Here is an 18,413-nt window from a genome sequence, read left to right on the forward strand (position 1 = left end):
AATGCAACCGACCACGCGCGAACGCATCTTTTGGTTGATTTTTCTACAAGGGGGAGTAGAGGGTTGTGAATGATCAGCGGGTTGGAAACCGGTACACGCCCGCAACCCGCCGCCGCCACGATGGTACCAGAGCCGAACGCGTCACCGCCGATTGCTCATAGGCGTGGATGAAATGCCGCGGGCCGACCAGCACCCCGGCGTGTTTCGCCGGACAGTCCGGCCGCCAGCGGAACAAGAGGACGTCTCCCTGCTCCGCCTCGGCAAACGGCACGGCCGGCCCGAAGAGCCGCGCGGCCGCGGCCGCGAGCCTGTCTTCGCCGCTTCGCTCCGCCCAGTCGGGCGCATAGGCCGGCATCGTCTCCGGCTCCTCGCCATAAAGCTCGCGCCAGATCCCGCGGATAAGCCCGATGCAATCGCAGCCGACGCCCCTCGTTGCCCCCTGATGCCGGTAGGGCGTGCCCATCCATCCCTCGGCGAGCGCCACGACCCGCTCGCTTTGCCCGCTCATTGGAAGATCGGGCCGCCGTCATGGACCCGCTCCCCGTCGGCATAGGAATAGGCAAAATCGGCACCGGGCACATGCGGAAAGCCACGGAAATTCAGATGGTTCGCAAAGCGCCTCTTGCAGGTCGCAAAGGACTTGTCGCAACCCGCGGTTACCGTGAACGTGTGGCCCGCCGCAATCGGCTCCTCCAGCGGCAACCAGAAAGTCAGTTCCACCGAACCGTCCGCGCTCTTTTCGTGCGAGTCGACATCGACCGCCACGCCACCCGCAAACGTCAGCACGCCCTGCCGAAAGAAATCGCTCGGGAAACCACCTAGCCCCGAGACGACGATCCGGCTCGCATCCTTCACCGCGATCACCGCTCCCTCGCCGCGCCACAGGGCCAGGTCTACGCCGCAGCGCGCATCCCCGAGGCTCGCGTCGCAACGCCGGTTGTAGACGCGTCCCTGCGGCTGGCTCAGCCGATGTGCCAAGCTGCGCAGCTCTGCGCGAAACTGCCCGCCGGCGCGGGAAACCTCGCCGATCTCCCGCACGCTCAAGAGAACATGCTGATCCGACTTCGCCCAGTTGACGAGAAACAGCTCCACCCGCGCACCGTCATACCTGCCGGTCGCCAGATCCTGCTCGCGGATCGCCGCATTGGAAAACCCGCCGGCGACCTCGTCGGCACCCGCCGAAAGCCCCGTTGCCGCTTCTGCCTCGCTGGCCGAAAACCCGCTTGCCGCCAGGAAGGTCGTCCCGTCGAATGTCAGGTCATGGTCGTGTTCGGTAAAACCCAGCACCGCCCCGTCGCGCCGGGTCACCCGCCACGCATGGCAGGTGGTCGTTGCCTCCTGCGCCAGATGCTCGGCCAGATCGGCCGCTATAGTTCTCATGCCAAAACCTCCGTCAGCGGAATGGTCGGGATGCGCCCGGCATCGAAATGCGCGAGGTTGACGTCGATCCGGTCGGTGTCGAACGCACCGGCACGTCGAATTCGTAACCCGCCCGCACCACCGCCCCGACCGGCGGAACATGCGCGGGGGCAAAGGTGACGATCCCCGTCGTCGCGTCGACGGACCAGGCCTCGGCCGGTTGCGAACCGCCGTCCACCGACACCACAACCGAGCCCGTGGCCGGCTTGGCGATCCGCCTCGTCCAGCTGCCGCCGGCGTCCGCATAGGTCTTGACGAGCTGGAAGGTCGCGGTCTCCCCGTCGCCCGTGCCGATCGCCTGATCGGTCGCCGATATCGCCTCGCCCGGTGCGCAGGATTTCCAGTCGACCGGATCGCGGAACCGAAAGCCGTAAAGCTGCCCGCCCCGCGCCTCGAAGAACTCCAGCACCGCATAGAGATCGACGAGCGATTTCACGCCCGATCCCGCATCATAGCTGCGCCTTGAATCCCGCCAGCGCTGGTTGCGCTGCTCGCGCCCGTTGGAAAGGTTGACGATATCGGTGCGCCGCACCGGCCCGCCAGTCGCCCCGAGCGCCAGGCGCAACGGGAAGCGAACTTCGTGAAAACCGCTCATCTCTCATCCTCGCAACATCATCGTCACAGGCCGCGCCGTCCGCGAGAAACACTGCGCGCCAGCATGGCGGAAATCTGCCCTTCGCTTTTCCGAAAACTCGCTGCGTCACTTGCCGTCACGTTGAAGACGATCTGCGGCGTGGCCCCGCCGGCCGCAGCAACGCCGAGCGCGCCGTCCGGCCCGCGCCTGAGCGGCAGGATCGCTTCCGCCCCCGCCTCGCCCATCAGGCCCATATCGCCGCCGATCGGGAAGAAGCTCGGGGAACGCACCACACCGCCGTCGGCAAACGGCGTCACCGACCCGACAAGCCCGCCGATCGCGTTGCCGAGCATGTTTTCGAGCGGCCAGCGGCCAGCGCGATGTCCGAAAGCCGGTTGCCGAGCCCCTTGAGTACCTCCTCGAGCCCGCGACCGCCTGTCGTCGCGGACCTGAGCGCGCCGGTCAGCGCCGCGCCGAAACGCTGCGAACGCACTTCGAGATCCGCCATCACGCCGGTCAGTGCCTCCGCGCCGGACAGGGTGACGGCCAGACTATTGTCGTCTTCCATGGTGGACTCCCATTTGTCGCCGGGGCCTTAACTCACCCATCTGGAAACGCCCGCATCAGCGCGTCCAGCCCCGCCCTCTCCATGCCCGCGCCATGCCGCCTCGACCCGCCGGCCATGGCAGAAAACTCGACCGGCGTCAGCGCCCAGAAGTCCCTGGGCGGAAGCCGCAGCAGGCAGAGGCCGACGTGCATCACCGCATCCCACGGAAACGGTCGCCTCGCCTCTTCAATCGCAGTGTCGGGAACTCCCGCGATCGTTCCGAATCCCGCTGCGGCACTCAAGGGTTTGCCGCAACCTCCCCGTCCGGCCCCGCAAACGTCGCCGCCAGCAGGTCTCCGACAATCCGCGCGTAACCTAAAATTCCGCCCTCGATACTCATCGCAGCCACGTCCTCGTCGGAGAGCAGATTGCCGCCGCCCCTGAGGCCGGCGCCGATCAGCCGGATCATGTCCGCCGCCTTCAGCCGCCCGGAGGAGAACCGGTCCGCCAACCCGTTGAGGTCGCCGGCCGCAAACGCCGTCTCAAGCTCCGCCAGTGCCCCCAGCGTCAGGCAGAGAATGCGGCGCTCGCCGTCGATCACCGCCTCCACCTCGCCGCGCCTGCGGTTTGCATGTCCGCCCGACATCACAGCACTCCGAAGGTCAGGTTGCCGGCCGATTCCAGTGCGAGTTCAAAACGGATCTCGCCATTGTGCTCGCCGGAATATTCGAGCGCCGTCACCTGGAACGGTCCGCTCACAATGCCGAAGGCCGGGATCAGGATCTGCCAGGCCAGAATACCGCCGGCAAAGAACGTCGCGCGCACCACCGCATCGCTTTCCTGATCCTTGAAAATGCCGGCGCCGGTCAGCGACGCGCGCTGCACGCCGGCACCGCCCAGCAACTCACGCCAGCGTCCGGCGCTTTCGGCATCGGTGATGTCGACGGTCTCGGCATTGAAGGCGAGCCGCTTCGAGCGCAACCCCGCCACCGTCAGGAACGCGCCGTCATTGTCGATCTTCAAGAGCAGATCCTTGCCCTTCTGCGCCACCATGTGGAGTCCTTTCCGCTGTTGTTCGTTTGTCGCTTCCGCACCGTAAATTGCGGTGCTAGAGCATCGAGCGCTCACACAACCGTTTCGCGAATGCTTCCCGCCGCCATGCCCAAAATCCTCCCCCTGCGCTCGGCACAGACGATCGCCGTGCTCGCCGTCACCCAGATCATCTCCTGGGGCACGACCTCCGACATGCTCGGGGTCATGGGCCGCATCGTCGCGCCGGAACTCGACCTTCCGAACGAGGTGGTGTTCTTCGGCCTGTCGATCATGATGCTGGTCAGTGCGCTCGCCGGTCCCGCGACCGGCCGGCTGCTCGACCGCCATGGCGCCGCAAAAGTCATGGCCTGCGCATCCGTCATCTTCGCGATCGGCCTGCTGCTGCTCGCGGGCGCCCACGAAATCCTGGTCTACGGTCTTGCCTGGATCGTCATCGGCATCGGCGGTGCGCTCGGCCTGTCGGCGCCGGCCTATACGGCGGTCGTCGAGCGCGAGGGCCTGGACGGCAAGCGCGTCATCGCCATCCTGATGCTGTTCACCGGGCTTTCGGCGACCATTTTCTGGCCGGCCCTGGCGCTGATGAACGATCTCGTCGGCTGGCGGATGACGTTCGTATTCTCAGCCATGCTGCAGCTCTTCATCTGCCTGCCGCTCTATCTGTTCGGTCTTCCCAAACCGATCGACCGCAACGAGCAAACCCAGGCCACGGATACGGTCCCGGTCGATTTCACCCCACCGGAACGCCGTCGTGCCTTCTTCCTGGTGGCCGCGGCCACCGCGATCAGCTCGTTCATCAGCTTCGGCCTGGCGCCCTCGCTGCTGGCCCTGCTGCAACAGGCCGGCGCCTCGCCGGCGCTTGCGCTGCAGCTCGGCTCGGCGCGCGGCGTGATCGGCGTTTCCGCCCGCTTCGTCGACATGGCCCTCGGCAGGCGCGGCAATGCGCTGCTTACTTCGCTCGTCGGCACCGGCCTGATCCTGTTCAGCTTCCTGCTCGCCGCGACCATCACGTCCTCTGCTCCGGTCCTGGTGGTCTTCATGCTGCTCTATGGCTTCGGCACCGGCGTGCTCGCAGTCGCCCGTGCGCTCCTGCCACTGTCCCTCTTCTCGCCCGGCGAATTCGGCCTGCAATCGGCCCGCCTGTCGCTGCCGCAGAACCTTGCCACTGCCGCCGCCCCGGTCGTCTTCACCGCCATCCTCGATCGCGCCGGCGTCACGGCGGCGCTTGTGACCGGCGCCGTGCTCTCGGCAATCTCGCTGGTATTGGTGCTCACGCTGGTGGTACTGGTGCGGCGGGCGAATGCGCGGACGGCCGCTTAATTGCTGATTGACGCGACGATATCCTTGACCGGCAACAGCAAGGTCCGGTCCAGTCCCTTGGCCTGGCGGAAACCGTATCTGAGGTAAAACCTTGTTGCCTCATCGTCGAGCGCATGAACCATCACTGCCCGGAACGCCACCACTTCAGAGGTCGCAACCACCGCCAACAGGGCATTCTTCAGCAGTTCTCCCCCCAGCCCCTGCCCATGGTGCCTCCGATCCACGGCAAGCCGGGCCAGCAATGCCACCGGAATTTCGCCCGGCGCCTGATGGCCCTTGACCTGACGGGGCGCTTTTTCACGCGAAATCATGCCGGCGCAAAGCGAGTGGTAACCGACCACCCGAAAATCGGCGTCCGCGATCACGAAGGTCCGGGTGTAACCCTGCGCCTGATTGTGAAGCGCCATCTCCTTCAGGAAAACATCGAGAACCGGTTTGCGGCTATCGAAGTCTCCAAGATGATGCTGTTCACTCAGCGGGGCCGGTTTGCGATACATGGGCTCAGTCGAGCCATTCCCGTTTCGACTTCAGCAAAGCCGAGAGTTTCTCATTGACCTGAGCAGGCTCGCCAAGCAGATCCTCGACGGCATCGAAGACAGTCGCGTCGACACCAATGAAGCGCTGGTCCAAAAGCTCCTTCTGGGCCGTTGCAAAAGCCGCTTCGGTCATGAATGCGGTCAGCGATTTACCGGAAATCTCGGCCGCGCGGGCTATCACGTCCCGCGTGCCGGCATCAATCCTCAAATTGATCGTTTCGCTTTTCCGAAGGGCTGCCATGACTACCATCTCAATGCACATACGTTGTATATACACTCCCCTCGGAATATTCAATGACCTACTCCGTCACCGCCCGAAACCGCATCTCCGCCAGATAGAACTTCGTCTTCGGCTCCCGCCGCGTCCTTGTGCCCACCTGAAGCAGGTTCACCAGTATCGCGCCGTCGAGAGCCAATGCCGCATCGTGGAGCAGGCCGTGCACCAGGCCGGCGATCTCCTGCGCCTGCCGCCGTCCCTCGCCTTCCGACCAGATTTCCAGAACCAGAAGATGCTCCTCGCCGGCCTCGCTGGCGGTCGAAAAATCCCGTGTCTCCATCTCGCCGAACACCACGCAGGGCAGCTTTGCTCGCGGCAGAAGCCGGTCGCGGATGCCGTCGGCACCGACGATCGCGGTCAGCGCCGCATCATTGGCAAGCGTCTGATGGATCGCCCGCAGAAGCGCGTTTCCCGCCGTCATCGGGTTTCCTCCTCGCATTGGCAGACGAGATAACGCCGCGTCTCGTCCGGATCGTGCACCAGTTTCACCACGAAGATCCGCGGGCCCTTGCGAAACCGCTGGCCGGCTGAAATGCCGTCGCGGAACCGTACCCAGATGCGGTGGCTGATGGTGCCGGCTTCCGCGGCCGCCTGTTCCGCCACCACGAACGAGAGCGGCTCGATCCGTGCCCATAGCGAGAGCGTCACCTCCCAGGCCACCGTCGCGCCGCCCTGCCCGTCCGGCACCGTCCGGGGCGCCTCGAGGTCGAGCCGCGCGGTCATCAGCCCGGGATCGAAGAACAGGACCATCAGAGCCTCCGCATCCGGAAGGGCGCGATCAGCCGCTCGTAGCCGTCAGGGATGCCGGCCGGCTGGTTCTCCGGCGAAACGACGCCGCGGAAGGCGAACATATGGCCGATATGGATCGACATCGCCCGCTTCAGCGTGTCCGGCACATCGGTGCCTGCCTCGCCGAAACCGGCCGAAAAGTCGATCTCGATGCCGTTCACCGACCGGCCCGGCGCCGGTGGGTGCCTCAGCCACAGCCGCGCCGGCCGGCCCTTGCCGTCGAGCAGATGATCTTCCAGTGGAACTTCAAGCGCCGTTCCTTCAGCGTCATAAACGGTAACGTTCTCAACCGCCTGCACCGGCGATCTCGATATCCGGATCACCCCGTCCGCCGGCCAGCGGTCGAGATAGAACCGCCAGGCTTGGGAGATCAGGCAAAGCCTCGTCTCCCGCTCCAGGTGTTCGCGGGCGGTGCTGATCAGCGATACCAGCAACGCATCCTCGTCGCTTCCGTCGAGGCGCAGATGCGCCTTCACCTCGGCAAGCGTCAGCGGCTCCGCGGAAGGCGAAGTGGTTTGGGCGTAGGTCATGGGAATCCTTGGAGAGCTTGGCCGACGCCTCTCCGCATACTCCGTCATCCTCGGGCTCGACCCGAGGATCCAGGCCGAGCCCGATGGATATCGATACGGAGAGGCACCACGCCAGAAAGGCTGGATCCTCGGGTCGAGCCCAAGGATGACGAGACGTACTTCTAGGCCGCCGCGAACTTCACCACCTTGATCGCCTCGAAATTCTGAACGCCGCCGCCGACGCGCTTGGTGGTGTAGAAGAGCACATAGGGTTTTGCCGAATAGGGATCGCGCAGGATGCGCACGCCCGCGCGGTCGACGACGAGATAACCGGAGCGGAAATCGCCGAACGCGATCGAGAGCGAATTCTCCGCCACGTCGGGCATCTCTTCGGCTTCGGCGATCGGGAAGCCCATCAGCGAGGCCGGCTGGCCGGCCGATACCGGCGGGTGCCAGAGATAGTTGCCGTCGCCGTCCTTGAACTTGCGGATGTCGCCCTGCGCCTTGCGGTTCATCATGAACGTGCCGTTCTGGCGATGGCCGGCCTTCAGCGCATAGATGACCTCGATCAGCGTGTCCGAAGGACCGGTCGATTTCCAGCCGCCCGCAACGCCGGTGGCGATGTGGCCGATATTGCCCCAGCTCCAGGAGCCTTCCGCCACCGTGGGATAGGACAGAAATCCCTTCGGCTTGTTGATGCCGTCGCCGCGGATGAAGGCGTCGCCCTCCTGCTCGGCAAACACGATGTCCACCTCGCCGGCGATCCAGGCCTCGATATCGACCGCCGAGTCGTCCAGCAGCGACTGCGTCGCGGCCGGCATCGCGTAGAGCTCCATGGTCGGAAAGGAGAGCTCGGTGAGCTGCGGCGTATTGGTCTGCGGCCGCGCCGTGGTCTCCGCCACCCAGCCGGTCGAAAGGCCGGCCGCCGCAAACGGCTTCTTCAGCACGGCGGACGATACGGTGCGTACGGTCGAGAGCGCCCGCATCGGCGAGACCGCCGAAATCCGCCGGCCGATTTCCGTATCGGTTTCCGGCGGCACGAGATAACCGCCGTCGGCACCGGTGCTGCCCGAAAACGCCTTGGCCTCCAGCTCGCGCAGGCCGTTCTCCTCGCCGCGGCGGACATAGGCGTCGAAGGCCGCCTTGTGCTCCACAGCCTCGGCCGAGAGCTCCGAACCGCCGCGGCCGAGTTGCGGCCTTGCCTTCTTCAGCACCAGCTGGTCGAGCACCTTCTTCTGGTCGTCGACGGCGCGGTTGATGCGGTCCATCTTGTCGCGGGTCACGACATCGGCGGTCAGCTTCTGCTCGATCTCGCCGAGGCGCCGGTCGTTGACCTCCTTGAAGGCCTCGAACGCTTCCATGAATTCGTCGAAGGCCGCCGTCACCGTCTCCGGCACGGCCTTCACTTCGGGCGCCACGCTTGCCATCGTTCTCGCCTGCTCCGTCATATCGCTTTTCCTTTGAAGGTTGATTTCATCATCATCTTCGCCGCCCGCCGCATCTGGCGGACGAGTTCGGTTTCCCTGTCGCGGAAGAACCGCGCATGCTTGACGTTGGAGACCCGCGCCGATGGCAGCATCGGAAAGGTCACCACCGAGATCTCCCAGAGATCCGCCTCGAGGATTTTGCGCACGCCCGTCTTGGCGTCGGTGCGGGCCTTGACCGTGCGAAACCCGATCGACAACCCGTCGAGCGCGCCCGATTTCATCAGCGCCAGCACCTCGCGGGAACGGGCGACGCCGGGCGACAGCATGCCCTCGACATAAAGCCCGCGGGCATCCTCCCGGATCGTCCGCCAGGCGCCGATCGGTTCTGAAGGATCGTGCTGGTAGAGCATCCGCACCCCCATCGCCCCGCGCTCGACGAGGCAATTGCGAAAGGCGCCGCGCTCGATCGTATCCTTGCCGAGATCGACCTCGCCGAAGACGCTGGCATAACCGGAAAAAAACCCGTCGCCGGTCACGCCTGCGAGTTCCAGATTGGCGAATTTGCGCGCAGTCGGACGCGGCCCGCGGTAAGCGTGCATGGGTATTCTCCCTGAAATTGAAATGATCTGGCCGGCGAAGGGGCTCTAGGCGAAGACCGAAGTTAAGCCCCGCCGTTCCGTCCCCCATATCTGACGGCGATCCTCGCCAGCGCGCCCAGCACCCACCAGGCACAAAGGCTGGCCGCCACCGATCCCGTCAGCATCACCTCGGGGCCGGAAAGCTCTCCGCCGATCCCCAGCCGCTCGACCAGCCAAAGCCCGGTCGGTCCGCCGAAGATCATCCCGCAGCTCAAGCCCGTCAGAAACCGGCTCGCCGCCTCGCGGCGGCTCTTCGGCAGCAGATAGATCAGCGACACTCCGGCTCCCGCCGTGGCACCGGCGATCCGCGCCGCCCACATGCCGGGCAGTGCGCCCGGATCGTTTCCGAGGTCAGCCATTTTTAATCTCTCTTGTTTATGATGCACGCATACGGACCGAACGGCGCTGCTGCCATGCAACCAGCCGTTCCGCGCCTGACGCTGGGTCAGGCGGTCACATTTTCATCAATTGTCAGAATCACTTCCGACACTCTGCTGAGAGGTTGAGTCGGCGAGTTCGCAAGTTGAGTCACGCCGCGGTTCGGCCAAAGGCTTCGACCGCCTGAAGTCACTCAATACCCCACCGCCTCGCGCTTCTCCTCGTCGCTCAGGAATCCTGCCGCCCCTACCCTCGCCCACAGCGCCTCGCGCTCGGCGGAAAGGCCGGCGATCCGGTCGAGGTCCGGCTCCAGCCGCAGCCGTTCGCCATAGGCTTCCGACAGCCAGGCGGAAAAGCTCGCGGCGGTGCGGGAGATCAGCGGCAGCACGGTGAGGCGATAGAAGGCGCGGTTGGCCTCCTGGTAATTGGCATAGGTATTGTCGCCCGGAATGCCGATCAGCATCGGCGGCACGCCGAAGGCGAGCGCGATGTCGCGCGCCGCGCCGTTCTTTGCCTCGATGAAATCCATGTCCTTCGGCGACAGGCCCATCGACTTCCAGTCGAGCCCGCCTTCGAGCAGCAGCGGCCACCCGGCATTGACGGCACCGGAATAGCCCGCCTCCAGCTCGTCCTTCAGCCGCTCGTACTGGTCGGCGGACAGGTTGCCGCCATCCTTCGGCTGATAGACCAGCGCGCCGGAAGGCCGTGCGGAATTGTCGAGCAACGCCTTGTTCCAGCTCGCCGCCGCATTGTGCAGGTCGAGCGCGGCACCGGCCGCCCCGAGCGGCGGAAAACCGCAATGGTCGTCGAGCGGATGAAACAGTTTCAGGTGCAGCAGCGCGATGCCGTCGCTTTCGGCCGGCAACCGCCGCGTGGTGCCGCCGGCGCGATAATCGTAGCCCGCCACCCAGCCGTCGCGGCCCTCGACCACGCTCACCCGGTCGGGCCGGAGCAGATGCAGTTCGCGCAGGTCCCCGCCGATCGACAGCGGCTCGACATAGGCATTGCCGGACAGCGCCAGGTGCCCATAAAGCGCCTCGAAAAAATCCGGCCCGCCCTGTCGGGCGTTCGGTCGCGCCAAGAGCGCCAGCGCGGGATGGTCGGCCAGTTCCGTTGCCCCGTCATAGGCAAGCCAGGGCACGGCTGCGGCGGCTTCGGCGATCATCCGCACCGCCCGATAGGCGACCGGGTTCTTCATGAACCCTGCCCGCGCCAGCGCCGCATAGGACCGCCCCGACCACTGCGCCGCCCCCTCGCCGGACACGATCGCAAAGCCGGAGGCCGTCTTGCTCTCGGCCCTACGGGTGTCGGCTCCCTGGATTTCGGGCACGGCCTGTCGCCCACCCGTGGAAAACCACGGGCGCCGGAATGGAGATTTCATCGTGACTTGTCCTTTTCGCTCGCGGGCTCCAAGGCCCGCTTCAGGGAAGCGGCAGGGGCGATTTCACCGCACTTTCACTGTCGAAATCGGCGGCCATGCGGATTTCACGGATCGGGCGGACGATATCGATCGAAGCCTGATAGGCCGGATGCGCCTTGTAGGCGGCCAGCGCCGCCGCATCCTCGAACTCGCCATAGACGACCAGGTCGACCTCGTTGCCGAGCTGATCGCTCTTCACATTCGTGCCGATCTCCAGGGTCCGCGCGTGCGGGTTGTCCGTCAGCAGCGAAAGACCCGCCCGTACCCGGTCGATCTCGCCTGCCTGCGCCGTGAAAAATACGATGTGGCGTATCATGGAACCTCCAGCAATGCGCAGGCCTGCTCTCATGGCCTGCAGGGGGCTTCAATGCGGCTTGGTGTCCAGGGCCCGGTCAAACACCCGCGCATGCCGTGCCACCAGCTCCGCCCGGTCGTTGCCGTTGATGATCTTTCGCGCGCCCACCCAGTCGGCTCGCCCTTGCCCGAAATAGTCGCCGAGCTTGCGGCCGGTGAAACTGCCGCGCCGCATGCCTTCGATCAGGATCGCGACCGAGACCGGCATCTCCATTGCCCGGCCCGGATCGGTCACCAGGTCGATCCCGGTCACTTCGGACATCGCCTCGTAGTTCCGCCTGTGGGTGAGCTGGACCAGTCCACGGCCGAGCCAGCTTTTTCCTTCCGCGTCCGGCCGCCAATAGGGCGTCTTCACCGACCCGAGCCGGCCCGCCGCAAAAGCCTCGTCCAGCCGCGCGATCGCCGACCTGTCGCTGGTCGCCAGGGTCTCGCGGACCGGCTGCATCGTGGCGGCCGTTTCGTGAAAGGCGGTCGCCAGCACATAGGCGAGCGACGGAGCCTCTTCTTGACCGACCCTTGCCTGCCAAGCGTCGAGAATCACCGTCAGCCCTTCCACCTGGCCTGTGGTCAGCCGACCCCCGAAGAGCTTCGTCCGTACCAAGGCAAAGAAAGCATGCCGGTTGTGAGCCATCTGGAGCTTACTCCCATACCGCGATGCAAGGTTTCAATCGGTTTAGAAAAAACTAAATCGTTTTAAGCCTTTAGGCGGTAGTTTACTTTGTTCTAACGATGTGGAACCAACGGCTACACACGACGTTCATGTCCGCTTCCTAAACAACAGGAGATCATGATGATGCAGCAGCCCGCACCGGCCGCCCCTTCCAAGCCGATCCCGCAACATGTCGTCGAGCGGATCGAATCCGAGTGGAAGCAGATGCGCGAAAGCGCCCAGCCGAAGCCGGCCACCCCGCGCTGATCGTCATCAATTGAGCAGCGAGCCGCGCTCAAACACCTCGCACGCGCGGCTCTCCGTGACCTTCCAGCATCAGCGCCGTCAGCGCCCAGACCAGCGCGTCAAGCCGGTCGGGCGAACGGCCTGAAGACAGGCCGTCCGGGCCGAAGTCGCACATCTGGTCTTCGAGTTCGGCAAACCTCCCGGCATGCGCCACCCGCCCCTGTTCGTAGAGGGCCGCGACAGGCTCGGCGCGCAAGAATTTTCCGCGCGTCGCCCGCACCATCGTCACCGGCAGGCCTGCGTCGACGCTTTTCAACATCGCCGTCACCATCTCGCCGCCCTGGTTCACTTCCGCCACGACCCGATCCGCCTGAAAGCGTGCATAGGCGCGCGCCACCGCGTTCGCCCAGCCCGCCGGGGTTTTGCCTTCGACCGAACAATCGGCCAGCACCACCGCCCGGCCGCTCGCTTCCAATCCGGCGACGACGATGCCGCAGCAGGAATGTTCGCCCGAACCCGATGGCGGGTCGACGGCAACTACAATGCGCCTGAGCCCGCCGGTAAAGCGGATCGTGAAGGCTTCGAGGTCTGCCCGTTTCCACAGCGCATCCTCGCGGTCCTCGATCAGCTCGCCGGCCAGTTCCTGCCGTCCGAGCCTCGTTCCTCCGTAGCGCGCCTCCAGCGCCGAAATGAAGCCCGGTGAAAGATTGCCGGCATTGGCCTGGGTCGAAATCCGGACCAGCCGGGTCCCGGGATCGGCGATCAGCCGTTTCAGGATCGGCACCGGCTGCGGCGTCGTCGTCACCAGCTGGCGCGGATCGGCCCCGAGCCGCAGCCCGAACTGCAGCATGTCGAAGGTTTCCTCCGCATGCCGCCACTTGGCGAGCTCGTCGCACCAGGCGAAATGAAACTGCGGGCCGCGCAGGCTCTCCGGGTCTTCGGAGGAAAAGATCTGCGCCACCGCCCCGTTCGGCCAGACCAGCCTTCGGCGCGAAATCTCGAAATCCGGCCGGTTGCGCCGCGCAACCCGGCAGATCCCCGAAACCCCGTCGATCATCACCTCGCGGGCATCACCCAGGGTTTCCGCCACCAGCGCGATCCTGAGCCCCGATCGTGCGTCGGCCGAGGCCAGCCTATGGATCCATTCGGCGCCGGCCCGCGTCTTGCCCGAGCCGCGCCCACCCATGATCAGCCAGGTGCGCCAGTCGCCTTCGGGCGGCTTTTGGTCGCGACGGCCCTTTATATCCCAGTCGCGCTCATGACCGAGCATGAAGCCGATCAGAGAGGTGTCGGGCTCATCATTCCGCTCCGGAGGGTGCTCGCTTACGGGAGCAGACCCGTGCGGCATACCGATCTCCTCCCCTGAGGGGGAGATGCCCGGCAGGTCAGAGGGGGGTGCTGCGACGCACTCTTCGACAGTCGAGTTCGCGGCGCTACCCCCCTCTGTCACCTCCGGTGACATCTCCCCCTCAAGGGGGGAGATCAGAGGGCGTTTGCCGCGCCCGGCGATCCCTTGTCCGATCGCGCTGCTCAAAGCCTTGCCTTCCAAAATGGTCGCGTGAGATTCCTCACGAAGTTCCGTGACCTGACGCAGACCCCGCCGAAGCCCCACCGTCACCGACACCGATTGGTCCGCCGTCTTTTCCAGAGCCCGCCGCGACGTCCGCTGGCTCGGGAACCGCCTGTCCAAATTTCTCCAAAACGGGGGGCGGAGGCCCATCTCGCTTCCAAGCTTCGAAAAGACGATAGGCGTTTTCATTGGCACGCTCCTCGATCATTTTCAGGAAGCGGGCCTTGGCCTCCTCGTACCCGCCCTCGTCCGCATCGCGCTCGGCTGCCTCGTCGCGATCGCGGGCGAGCTGGCGCTGTAGGCTGTCGACCTTTTCGAGTGTGCGGACGATCAGCGACATGGCGTCGGTGGCGGCCTTCACGTCGGCGCGGGCCAGCTTCTGGGCGGCGTCGTCGCCGGTCTCAAGCGCCGCCTCCGCCGAGGTCCGCATCCGCCGGAAGGTCGAGAACTGGTCGCGCATCTCGACGGTCATCTCGTTCAAAAGCCGCCGCAGTTCCTCGCCGGGCGAGAAGGCGCCCTCGGCCGACTTGATCTCCAGAAGCACGCCGCGCACCGTGTCCGCAAGCGCCGTATCCTCCATCGCAAGCCCGTCGCCATAGACCGGCGCCTCCGTCCAGAGCCCGAAAAGCGCCGGATCGAACGTCTCGAATTCATCCATCTGGGATATCCCCGGGCAGCAATTGCGGCCAAAATTTCGGCGCAGAAAATCCCGCCGCCCCCGTTTCCGGTCGCCGCGCGTCCCCGCTGCCGATTGTCGAGATAAAAAGAAGGCCCGGTTTTGAGACCGGGCCAATTTGACTGGAAGTCTTGCCACCGGCTATCCACCGGCGCAATTCTTCGACTATGCCTAGACCGTACCAAACAACCGTCACGCCGTCAAGGACTATTTTCCTAATTAGCAAAAATTAATTTACAGGCGGGTCACGTTCCGCAGAAGGTCTGCGTCACCCGTTCCTCAGGCTTCGGCGGCTGCATGTAGCCCACGAATTCCGGCCGCTCTTCGAAAGGTTTTTCCAGCGCCTCCAGCAACCGTTCGAAGAAGCTGAAATCGCCGTAGTTGGCGGCCGAAAGGGCCTCCTGGACCTTGTGATTGCGGGGAATGACCGCCGGGTTGACTGCGCGCAGGGCGGCCGCCAGTTCGCCGAACGGCCGTGCCTCCGTGGTCAACCGTTCGCGCCAGTCGGCGAGCCAGGCCTGCGCCTTGTCGGGATCGGCAAAACAATCCAGAAACGCCTCTTGCCCGCCCTCCGCCGCATCGGCAAGCCGCCGGAAAGCCAGCGTGAAATCCGCCTGCCCCTCGTGCATGGCTGCCAGCAGCGCCTGGATCAGGTCTCCATCGCCGTCAGCCTCGGTCGCAAGGCCGATCTTTGCCCGGAAAACGCCGATCCACTCTTTCTGGAACCGCTCGCCGAACGCTTTCAGCACGGCATTTGCCGCTTCCACGGCCTTCTCCTCGTCGGCGTCCAGCAGCGGCAGCAGGCATTCCGCCAGCCGCGCGATGTTCCACTGGCCGATGCCCGGCTGGTTGCGATAGGCATAACGGCCGCCCTGGTCGATCGACGAAAACACCTTCATCGGGTCGTATTCGTCGAGGAAGGCGCAAGGCCCGAAGTCGATCGTCTCGCCCGAAATCGTCATGTTGTCGGTGTTCATCACCCCGTGAATGAAACCGATGCCCAGCCAGCGGGCGATCAGATCCGCCTGCCGCGCCGCTACGCCCTGCAGCAGCGCCAGATAGGGGTTTTCCGCGATTTTAAGCTCCGGATAGTGCCGCTCGATGACGTAGTCGGCGAGCAGTTTGATCCCCTCATTGTCGCCGCGGGCGGCAAGGAACTGGAAGGTGCCGATCCGCACGTGGCTTGCCGCGACGCGCACGAACACCGCGCCCTGCTCCACCGTTTCGCGATAGACCTGTTCGCCGGTCGCGACAGCCGCAAGCGCCCGTGTCGCCGGCACGCCGAGCGCGTTCATCGCCTCGGACACGATGTATTCGCGTAAAACCGGTCCCAAAGCCGCGCGTCCGTCGCCCCTGCGGGAATAGGGCGTCGGCCCGGCGCCCTTCAGCTGGATGTCCCGGCGTTTGCCGTTGCGGTCGACGACTTCGCCCAGCAATATCGCCCGCCCGTCACCGAGCTGCGGCACGAAATTGCCGAACTGGTGCCCGGCATAGGCCATGGCGATCGGCATGGCGCCGGGCGGTACGACATTGCCGGCAAGAATCGCCGCCAGCCGGCCGGGATCGGAGAAATCCGCCTCGACGCCCAGTTCCTGTGCCAGCGACCCGTTGAATTTCAGGAGCTTCGGCCCCTCCACCGGCTCGGGATAGACGGAGGCGAAAAACCTGTCCGGCAGGCGGGCATAGGAATTGTCGAACTGGAACACGGGAAGGACTCCTTTGGCGGCCGGGATGCGGCGACCTTTTCTTCAAATATGGGAAATCCGTCCCGCCGAACAAGCGAAATGCGCTTTTGTTGCGCCGCTCAAGGCTTCGCCAGTCGCACCCCGAAACCGAGGAGGAAGGTCAGCAGGGCTCCCGCCGCCGCAGTCCCGTAGAGCCACAGCGCCGGCCCGCTGGCCTCGCCGTTCTCCAGCGCCGAAACCAGGCCGGTCGCACTTGCGATCATCCCGGCGATCCCCGCGCCGATCGCGTAACCGGCGGTCGAAATCGTCGGCAGCAAGGCACTTGCGAGATCGCGCTCCTGCCTTGCTGCCGCTTCCATCGCCGCCTGGTTGACGCTTGCCCAGGCGACGCCGAAACCCGTACCGATTGCCACCTGGCCCGCCAGCAGCAGCACCAGCGACCCGCTCGCGAACGCGGCGGCGAGGCCAAGGAAACCGGCCAGTTGAAACAATGCGCCTGCGCGCATCCACCGATGCCGCGGCCCAAGCGCAGTAATCCTGCTCGCGACCACTGCGACCGCACTCCAGGAGAGCGCCATGGTCACCACCAGATAACCGACCACGGACGGCCGGAAACCGAAGACGGCATCGATCATCAGCGCCAGGTAAACACTGCCGACCGAGTGGCTCGCCGACATCAGGAACAGCACCCAGAACCCGTGGCCGAGAACCGAACCCAGCCGGAAGGCGCCTTCGGGAAACAGTTTTGGCCCGATCCGCCCGTCTAGCTTCAGCGCCGGCAGGAACAGTCCCGCGCCCGCTACAACCGCCACCGCCTGCATCGCCCCTCCGGTCACCACCGACGACAGCGACAGGACGAAGGAGGCCGCAAGGCAGAGCGAAATGGTAGCGACGGACAGCGGTACCGGCGCCGCCTCGGTCACCCTTATCCTCGCGGTCAGCGCAAAACCGGCCAGCAGCGCCACGAAGGGCGAGACGGCCAGGAACGACGCCCGCCAGGAATAGGCCTCGGTCAGCAGCCCGCCTGCCAGCGGCCCGGCAATCGCCGCCACCGCCCAGACGATCGCCTCCACCGCAAACACCTTGGCGATCAGCGCGGAGGGAAAATTGGCGGGGATGAGGCTGTAGCAGATCGCCACGATCAGCCCGTCGGCAATGCCCTGCAGCAGGCGCCCTGCCATGATCCAGGAAAAGGCCGGCGCCGACAGCGCCAGCAGCCCGCCGGCCGCAAAGACCAGCGCCGAAAGGACGAGGATGAAGCGCGCGCCGAACCGGTCGCGCATCGCGGCAGCCCCGGTGCCGCCGGCGATCGAGCCCAGGAAATAGAGCGTATAGGCCCAGCTGAAATAGGCCGTGCCGCCGATCTCCTTCGCCGCCGGCGGCAGTGCTGCGACGATGGCGAACTGGTTGAAGGCATGCAGCCCGATCCCGGCAGAGATCAGCGCCAGCATCGCCCCCTCGCGGCCTTTGAGAAGCCTCGACCAACCCACATCAATGTCCTGCAACACGCCTGCCTCTTATCCGGTTTTTCAGTCCCAGGCACGCTACAACCTCAACCACGATTGAGGTCAAGGGAAAAGCCAAAAATTAAAATCATGCGATTTCAATATCTTAAGGCGTAATTGCAGATTTTTTCCGATGTTGTATTTTAGCTACAGCTTTCAAAGCAAATCGCCCTATTTGCGTTTTCACCAACAATCGGAGGAAAATATCCATGAAGGCTCTTTTCATTCTTGCAGCGTCGGCCGCCATGACCGCCTCTTCCGTTGCTTATGCAGCCGACGCCGTCGAACAAATCCCGCAAGCGCCGCAAGCCGTCGAAATGCCTGCGGTGTTCACCTGGAACGGCCCCTATATCGGTGCCCATACGGGATATGCCTGGGGCGACGGTGATGCCGCCGGGGGCGGTTCGGACGATTTCGACAGCTGGAGGCTTGGCGGCTTCGTCGGCTATAACTGGCAGTTCTCCAGTGGTTTCGTGGCCGGTATCGAAGGTGACGTCAATTATGACTGGAACGAAAACAGCTATGCCGGCGGCGTCGACATCGACACCGGGTTCTCCGGTTCGGTTCGCGGCCGTGTCGGTTATGCCATGGACCGGGCACTGATCTTCGCGGCAGCCGGCTGGACGGCCACCACGGCCCATATCGACGGCGGCGGTTTTGACGACGACGACATGCTCAACGGCTGGACGGTCGGCGCCGGTGTCGATTACGCCTTCACGGACAATGTCTTCGGCCGCCTCGAATACCGCTACAACGACTACGGCAACGGCAGCCTCGCAGGCGCCGATTTCGACTTCAGCCAGCACGTGATCAACGTCGGCATCGGCGTGAAGTTCTAGGCCGC

23 protein-coding genes and 2 pseudogenes are annotated in these 18,413 nt (G+C 65.0%); 3 read left to right on the top strand and 22 right to left on the bottom strand.

The genetic code is table 11. The features are described 5' to 3' along the window. Positions 1-73: 73 nt before the first annotated feature. From GQ59_RS10985 to GQ59_RS11015, 7 genes and pseudogenes are all read right to left on the bottom strand, one after another. Positions 74-508, bottom strand: a complete 435-nt coding sequence (locus GQ59_RS10985; protein ID WP_037081011.1) for an NlpC/P60 family protein — start codon at positions 506-508, stop codon at positions 74-76. Then, positions 505-1,380, bottom strand: a complete 876-nt coding sequence (locus GQ59_RS10990) for a DUF2163 domain-containing protein (RefSeq protein WP_037081013.1) — start codon at positions 1,378-1,380, stop codon at positions 505-507. The genes GQ59_RS10985 and GQ59_RS10990 overlap by 4 nt, the downstream gene beginning before the upstream one ends. Next, positions 1,377-2,014: pseudogene (locus GQ59_RS10995) on the bottom strand (phage distal tail protein, Rcc01695 family). The gene GQ59_RS10990 and the pseudogene GQ59_RS10995 overlap by 4 nt, the downstream one beginning before the upstream one ends. 23 nt (positions 2,015-2,037) lie before the next feature. Beyond that, positions 2,038-2,561, bottom strand: a pseudogene (locus GQ59_RS11000) (phage tail tape measure protein). A 32-nt stretch (positions 2,562-2,593) separates the two neighbouring features. Further along, the gene (locus tag GQ59_RS31045) at positions 2,594-2,815 is read right to left on the bottom strand and encodes a rcc01693 family protein (RefSeq protein ID WP_341872384.1); all 222 of its coding nucleotides are present in this window, start codon (positions 2,813-2,815) and stop codon (positions 2,594-2,596) included. Positions 2,816-2,838: 23 nt separating this feature from the next. Continuing rightward, positions 2,839-3,186, bottom strand: a complete 348-nt coding sequence (locus tag GQ59_RS11010; protein WP_037081014.1) for a gene transfer agent family protein — start codon at positions 3,184-3,186, stop codon at positions 2,839-2,841. Then, complete coding sequence (locus GQ59_RS11015; protein ID WP_037081016.1) at positions 3,186-3,593, bottom strand: phage major tail protein, TP901-1 family; 408 nt, start codon at positions 3,591-3,593, stop codon at positions 3,186-3,188. The genes GQ59_RS11010 and GQ59_RS11015 overlap by 1 nt, the downstream gene beginning before the upstream one ends. A gap of 105 nt (positions 3,594-3,698) precedes the next feature. On the opposite strand from GQ59_RS11015, the gene GQ59_RS11020 reads away from it, so the two are divergent. After that, positions 3,699-4,910, top strand: a complete 1,212-nt coding sequence (locus GQ59_RS11020) for an MFS transporter (RefSeq protein ID WP_037081183.1) — start codon at positions 3,699-3,701, stop codon at positions 4,908-4,910. Here the strand turns inward: GQ59_RS11020 and GQ59_RS11025 are convergent. The 11 genes from GQ59_RS11025 to GQ59_RS11075 all read right to left on the bottom strand — a co-directional run bounded on the left by GQ59_RS11025 (position 4,907) and on the right by GQ59_RS11075 (position 11,869). Then, complete coding sequence (locus tag GQ59_RS11025; RefSeq protein WP_037081018.1) at positions 4,907-5,407, bottom strand: GNAT family N-acetyltransferase; 501 nt, start codon at positions 5,405-5,407, stop codon at positions 4,907-4,909. The genes GQ59_RS11020 and GQ59_RS11025 overlap by 4 nt on opposite strands. A 4-nt stretch (positions 5,408-5,411) precedes the next feature. Beyond that, positions 5,412-5,741: a type II toxin-antitoxin system TacA family antitoxin gene (locus GQ59_RS11030; protein ID WP_152564296.1), complete on the bottom strand. Its 330-nt coding sequence runs from the start codon at positions 5,739-5,741 to the stop codon at positions 5,412-5,414. Positions 5,742-5,745: 4 nt separating this feature from the next. Then, positions 5,746-6,144: a DUF3168 domain-containing protein gene (locus tag GQ59_RS11035; RefSeq protein WP_037081021.1), complete on the bottom strand. Its 399-nt coding sequence runs from the start codon at positions 6,142-6,144 to the stop codon at positions 5,746-5,748. Then, positions 6,141-6,473 (bottom strand): phage head closure protein, encoded by a 333-nt coding sequence (locus GQ59_RS11040; protein ID WP_432762574.1) that lies wholly within the window; start codon positions 6,471-6,473, stop codon positions 6,141-6,143. Before GQ59_RS11040 ends, GQ59_RS11035 begins: the two co-directional genes overlap by 4 nt. After that, a complete protein-coding gene (locus tag GQ59_RS11045; protein ID WP_037081026.1) occupies positions 6,473-7,042 on the bottom strand; it encodes a head-tail connector protein in 570 nt (189 codons plus the stop codon). Before GQ59_RS11045 ends, GQ59_RS11040 begins: the two co-directional genes overlap by 1 nt. 161 nt (positions 7,043-7,203) lie before the next feature. Next, positions 7,204-8,469: a phage major capsid protein gene (locus GQ59_RS11050; RefSeq protein WP_037081028.1), complete on the bottom strand. Its 1,266-nt coding sequence runs from the start codon at positions 8,467-8,469 to the stop codon at positions 7,204-7,206. After that, entirely contained in the window at positions 8,466-9,047 is a 582-nt protein-coding gene (locus GQ59_RS11055) for an HK97 family phage prohead protease (RefSeq protein ID WP_037081030.1), read from the bottom strand. The genes GQ59_RS11050 and GQ59_RS11055 overlap by 4 nt, the downstream gene beginning before the upstream one ends. Positions 9,048-9,109: 62 nt before the next feature. Next, positions 9,110-9,445 carry a DUF6107 family protein gene (locus GQ59_RS11060; RefSeq protein ID WP_037081032.1) on the bottom strand — a complete coding sequence of 112 codons (336 nt, stop codon included), beginning with the start codon at positions 9,443-9,445 and terminating at the stop codon, positions 9,110-9,112. A 212-nt stretch (positions 9,446-9,657) separates the two neighbouring features. Further along, on the bottom strand, positions 9,658-10,845 hold the full coding sequence (locus GQ59_RS11065) for a phage portal protein (protein ID WP_037081034.1): 1,188 nt from the start codon (positions 10,843-10,845) through the stop codon (positions 9,658-9,660). Between the two features lie 40 nt (positions 10,846-10,885). Continuing rightward, positions 10,886-11,200 carry a Dabb family protein gene (locus tag GQ59_RS11070; protein WP_037081035.1) on the bottom strand — a complete coding sequence of 105 codons (315 nt, stop codon included), beginning with the start codon at positions 11,198-11,200 and terminating at the stop codon, positions 10,886-10,888. Between the two features lie 48 nt (positions 11,201-11,248). Next, positions 11,249-11,869 carry a chitinase gene (locus GQ59_RS11075; RefSeq protein WP_037081037.1) on the bottom strand — a complete coding sequence of 207 codons (621 nt, stop codon included), beginning with the start codon at positions 11,867-11,869 and terminating at the stop codon, positions 11,249-11,251. Positions 11,870-12,028: 159 nt separating this feature from the next. Here GQ59_RS11075 and GQ59_RS33315 point away from each other — a divergent pair, with 159 nt between their 5' ends. Beyond that, the gene (locus GQ59_RS33315; protein WP_267967571.1) at positions 12,029-12,154 is read left to right on the top strand and encodes a hypothetical protein; all 126 of its coding nucleotides are present in this window, start codon (positions 12,029-12,031) and stop codon (positions 12,152-12,154) included. A gap of 28 nt (positions 12,155-12,182) precedes the next feature. Here GQ59_RS33315 and GQ59_RS11080 read toward each other — a convergent pair whose 3' ends face one another. The 4 genes from GQ59_RS11080 to GQ59_RS11095 form a co-directional block, all read right to left on the bottom strand. Beyond that, the gene (locus tag GQ59_RS11080; protein WP_051903909.1) at positions 12,183-13,403 is read right to left on the bottom strand and encodes a DNA-packaging protein; all 1,221 of its coding nucleotides are present in this window, start codon (positions 13,401-13,403) and stop codon (positions 12,183-12,185) included. Between the two features lie 298 nt (positions 13,404-13,701). Beyond that, positions 13,702-14,361: a hypothetical protein gene (locus GQ59_RS11085; RefSeq protein WP_244447949.1), complete on the bottom strand. Its 660-nt coding sequence runs from the start codon at positions 14,359-14,361 to the stop codon at positions 13,702-13,704. A gap of 263 nt (positions 14,362-14,624) precedes the next feature. Then, on the bottom strand, positions 14,625-16,085 hold the full coding sequence (locus GQ59_RS11090; RefSeq protein WP_341872381.1) for a protein adenylyltransferase SelO: 1,461 nt from the start codon (positions 16,083-16,085) through the stop codon (positions 14,625-14,627). Positions 16,086-16,183: 98 nt separating this feature from the next. Next, positions 16,184-17,572, bottom strand: a complete 1,389-nt coding sequence (locus GQ59_RS11095) for an MFS transporter (RefSeq protein WP_152564297.1) — start codon at positions 17,570-17,572, stop codon at positions 16,184-16,186. A gap of 206 nt (positions 17,573-17,778) precedes the next feature. On the opposite strand from GQ59_RS11095, the gene GQ59_RS11100 reads away from it, so the two are divergent. Next, a complete protein-coding gene (locus GQ59_RS11100) occupies positions 17,779-18,408 on the top strand; it encodes an outer membrane protein (RefSeq protein WP_037081043.1) in 630 nt (209 codons plus the stop codon). Positions 18,409-18,413: the final 5 nt, after the last annotated feature.

This window comes from Neorhizobium vignae (assembly GCF_000732195.1).
In the GTDB taxonomy this organism is placed as follows: domain Bacteria; phylum Pseudomonadota; class Alphaproteobacteria; order Rhizobiales; family Rhizobiaceae; genus Neorhizobium; species Neorhizobium vignae.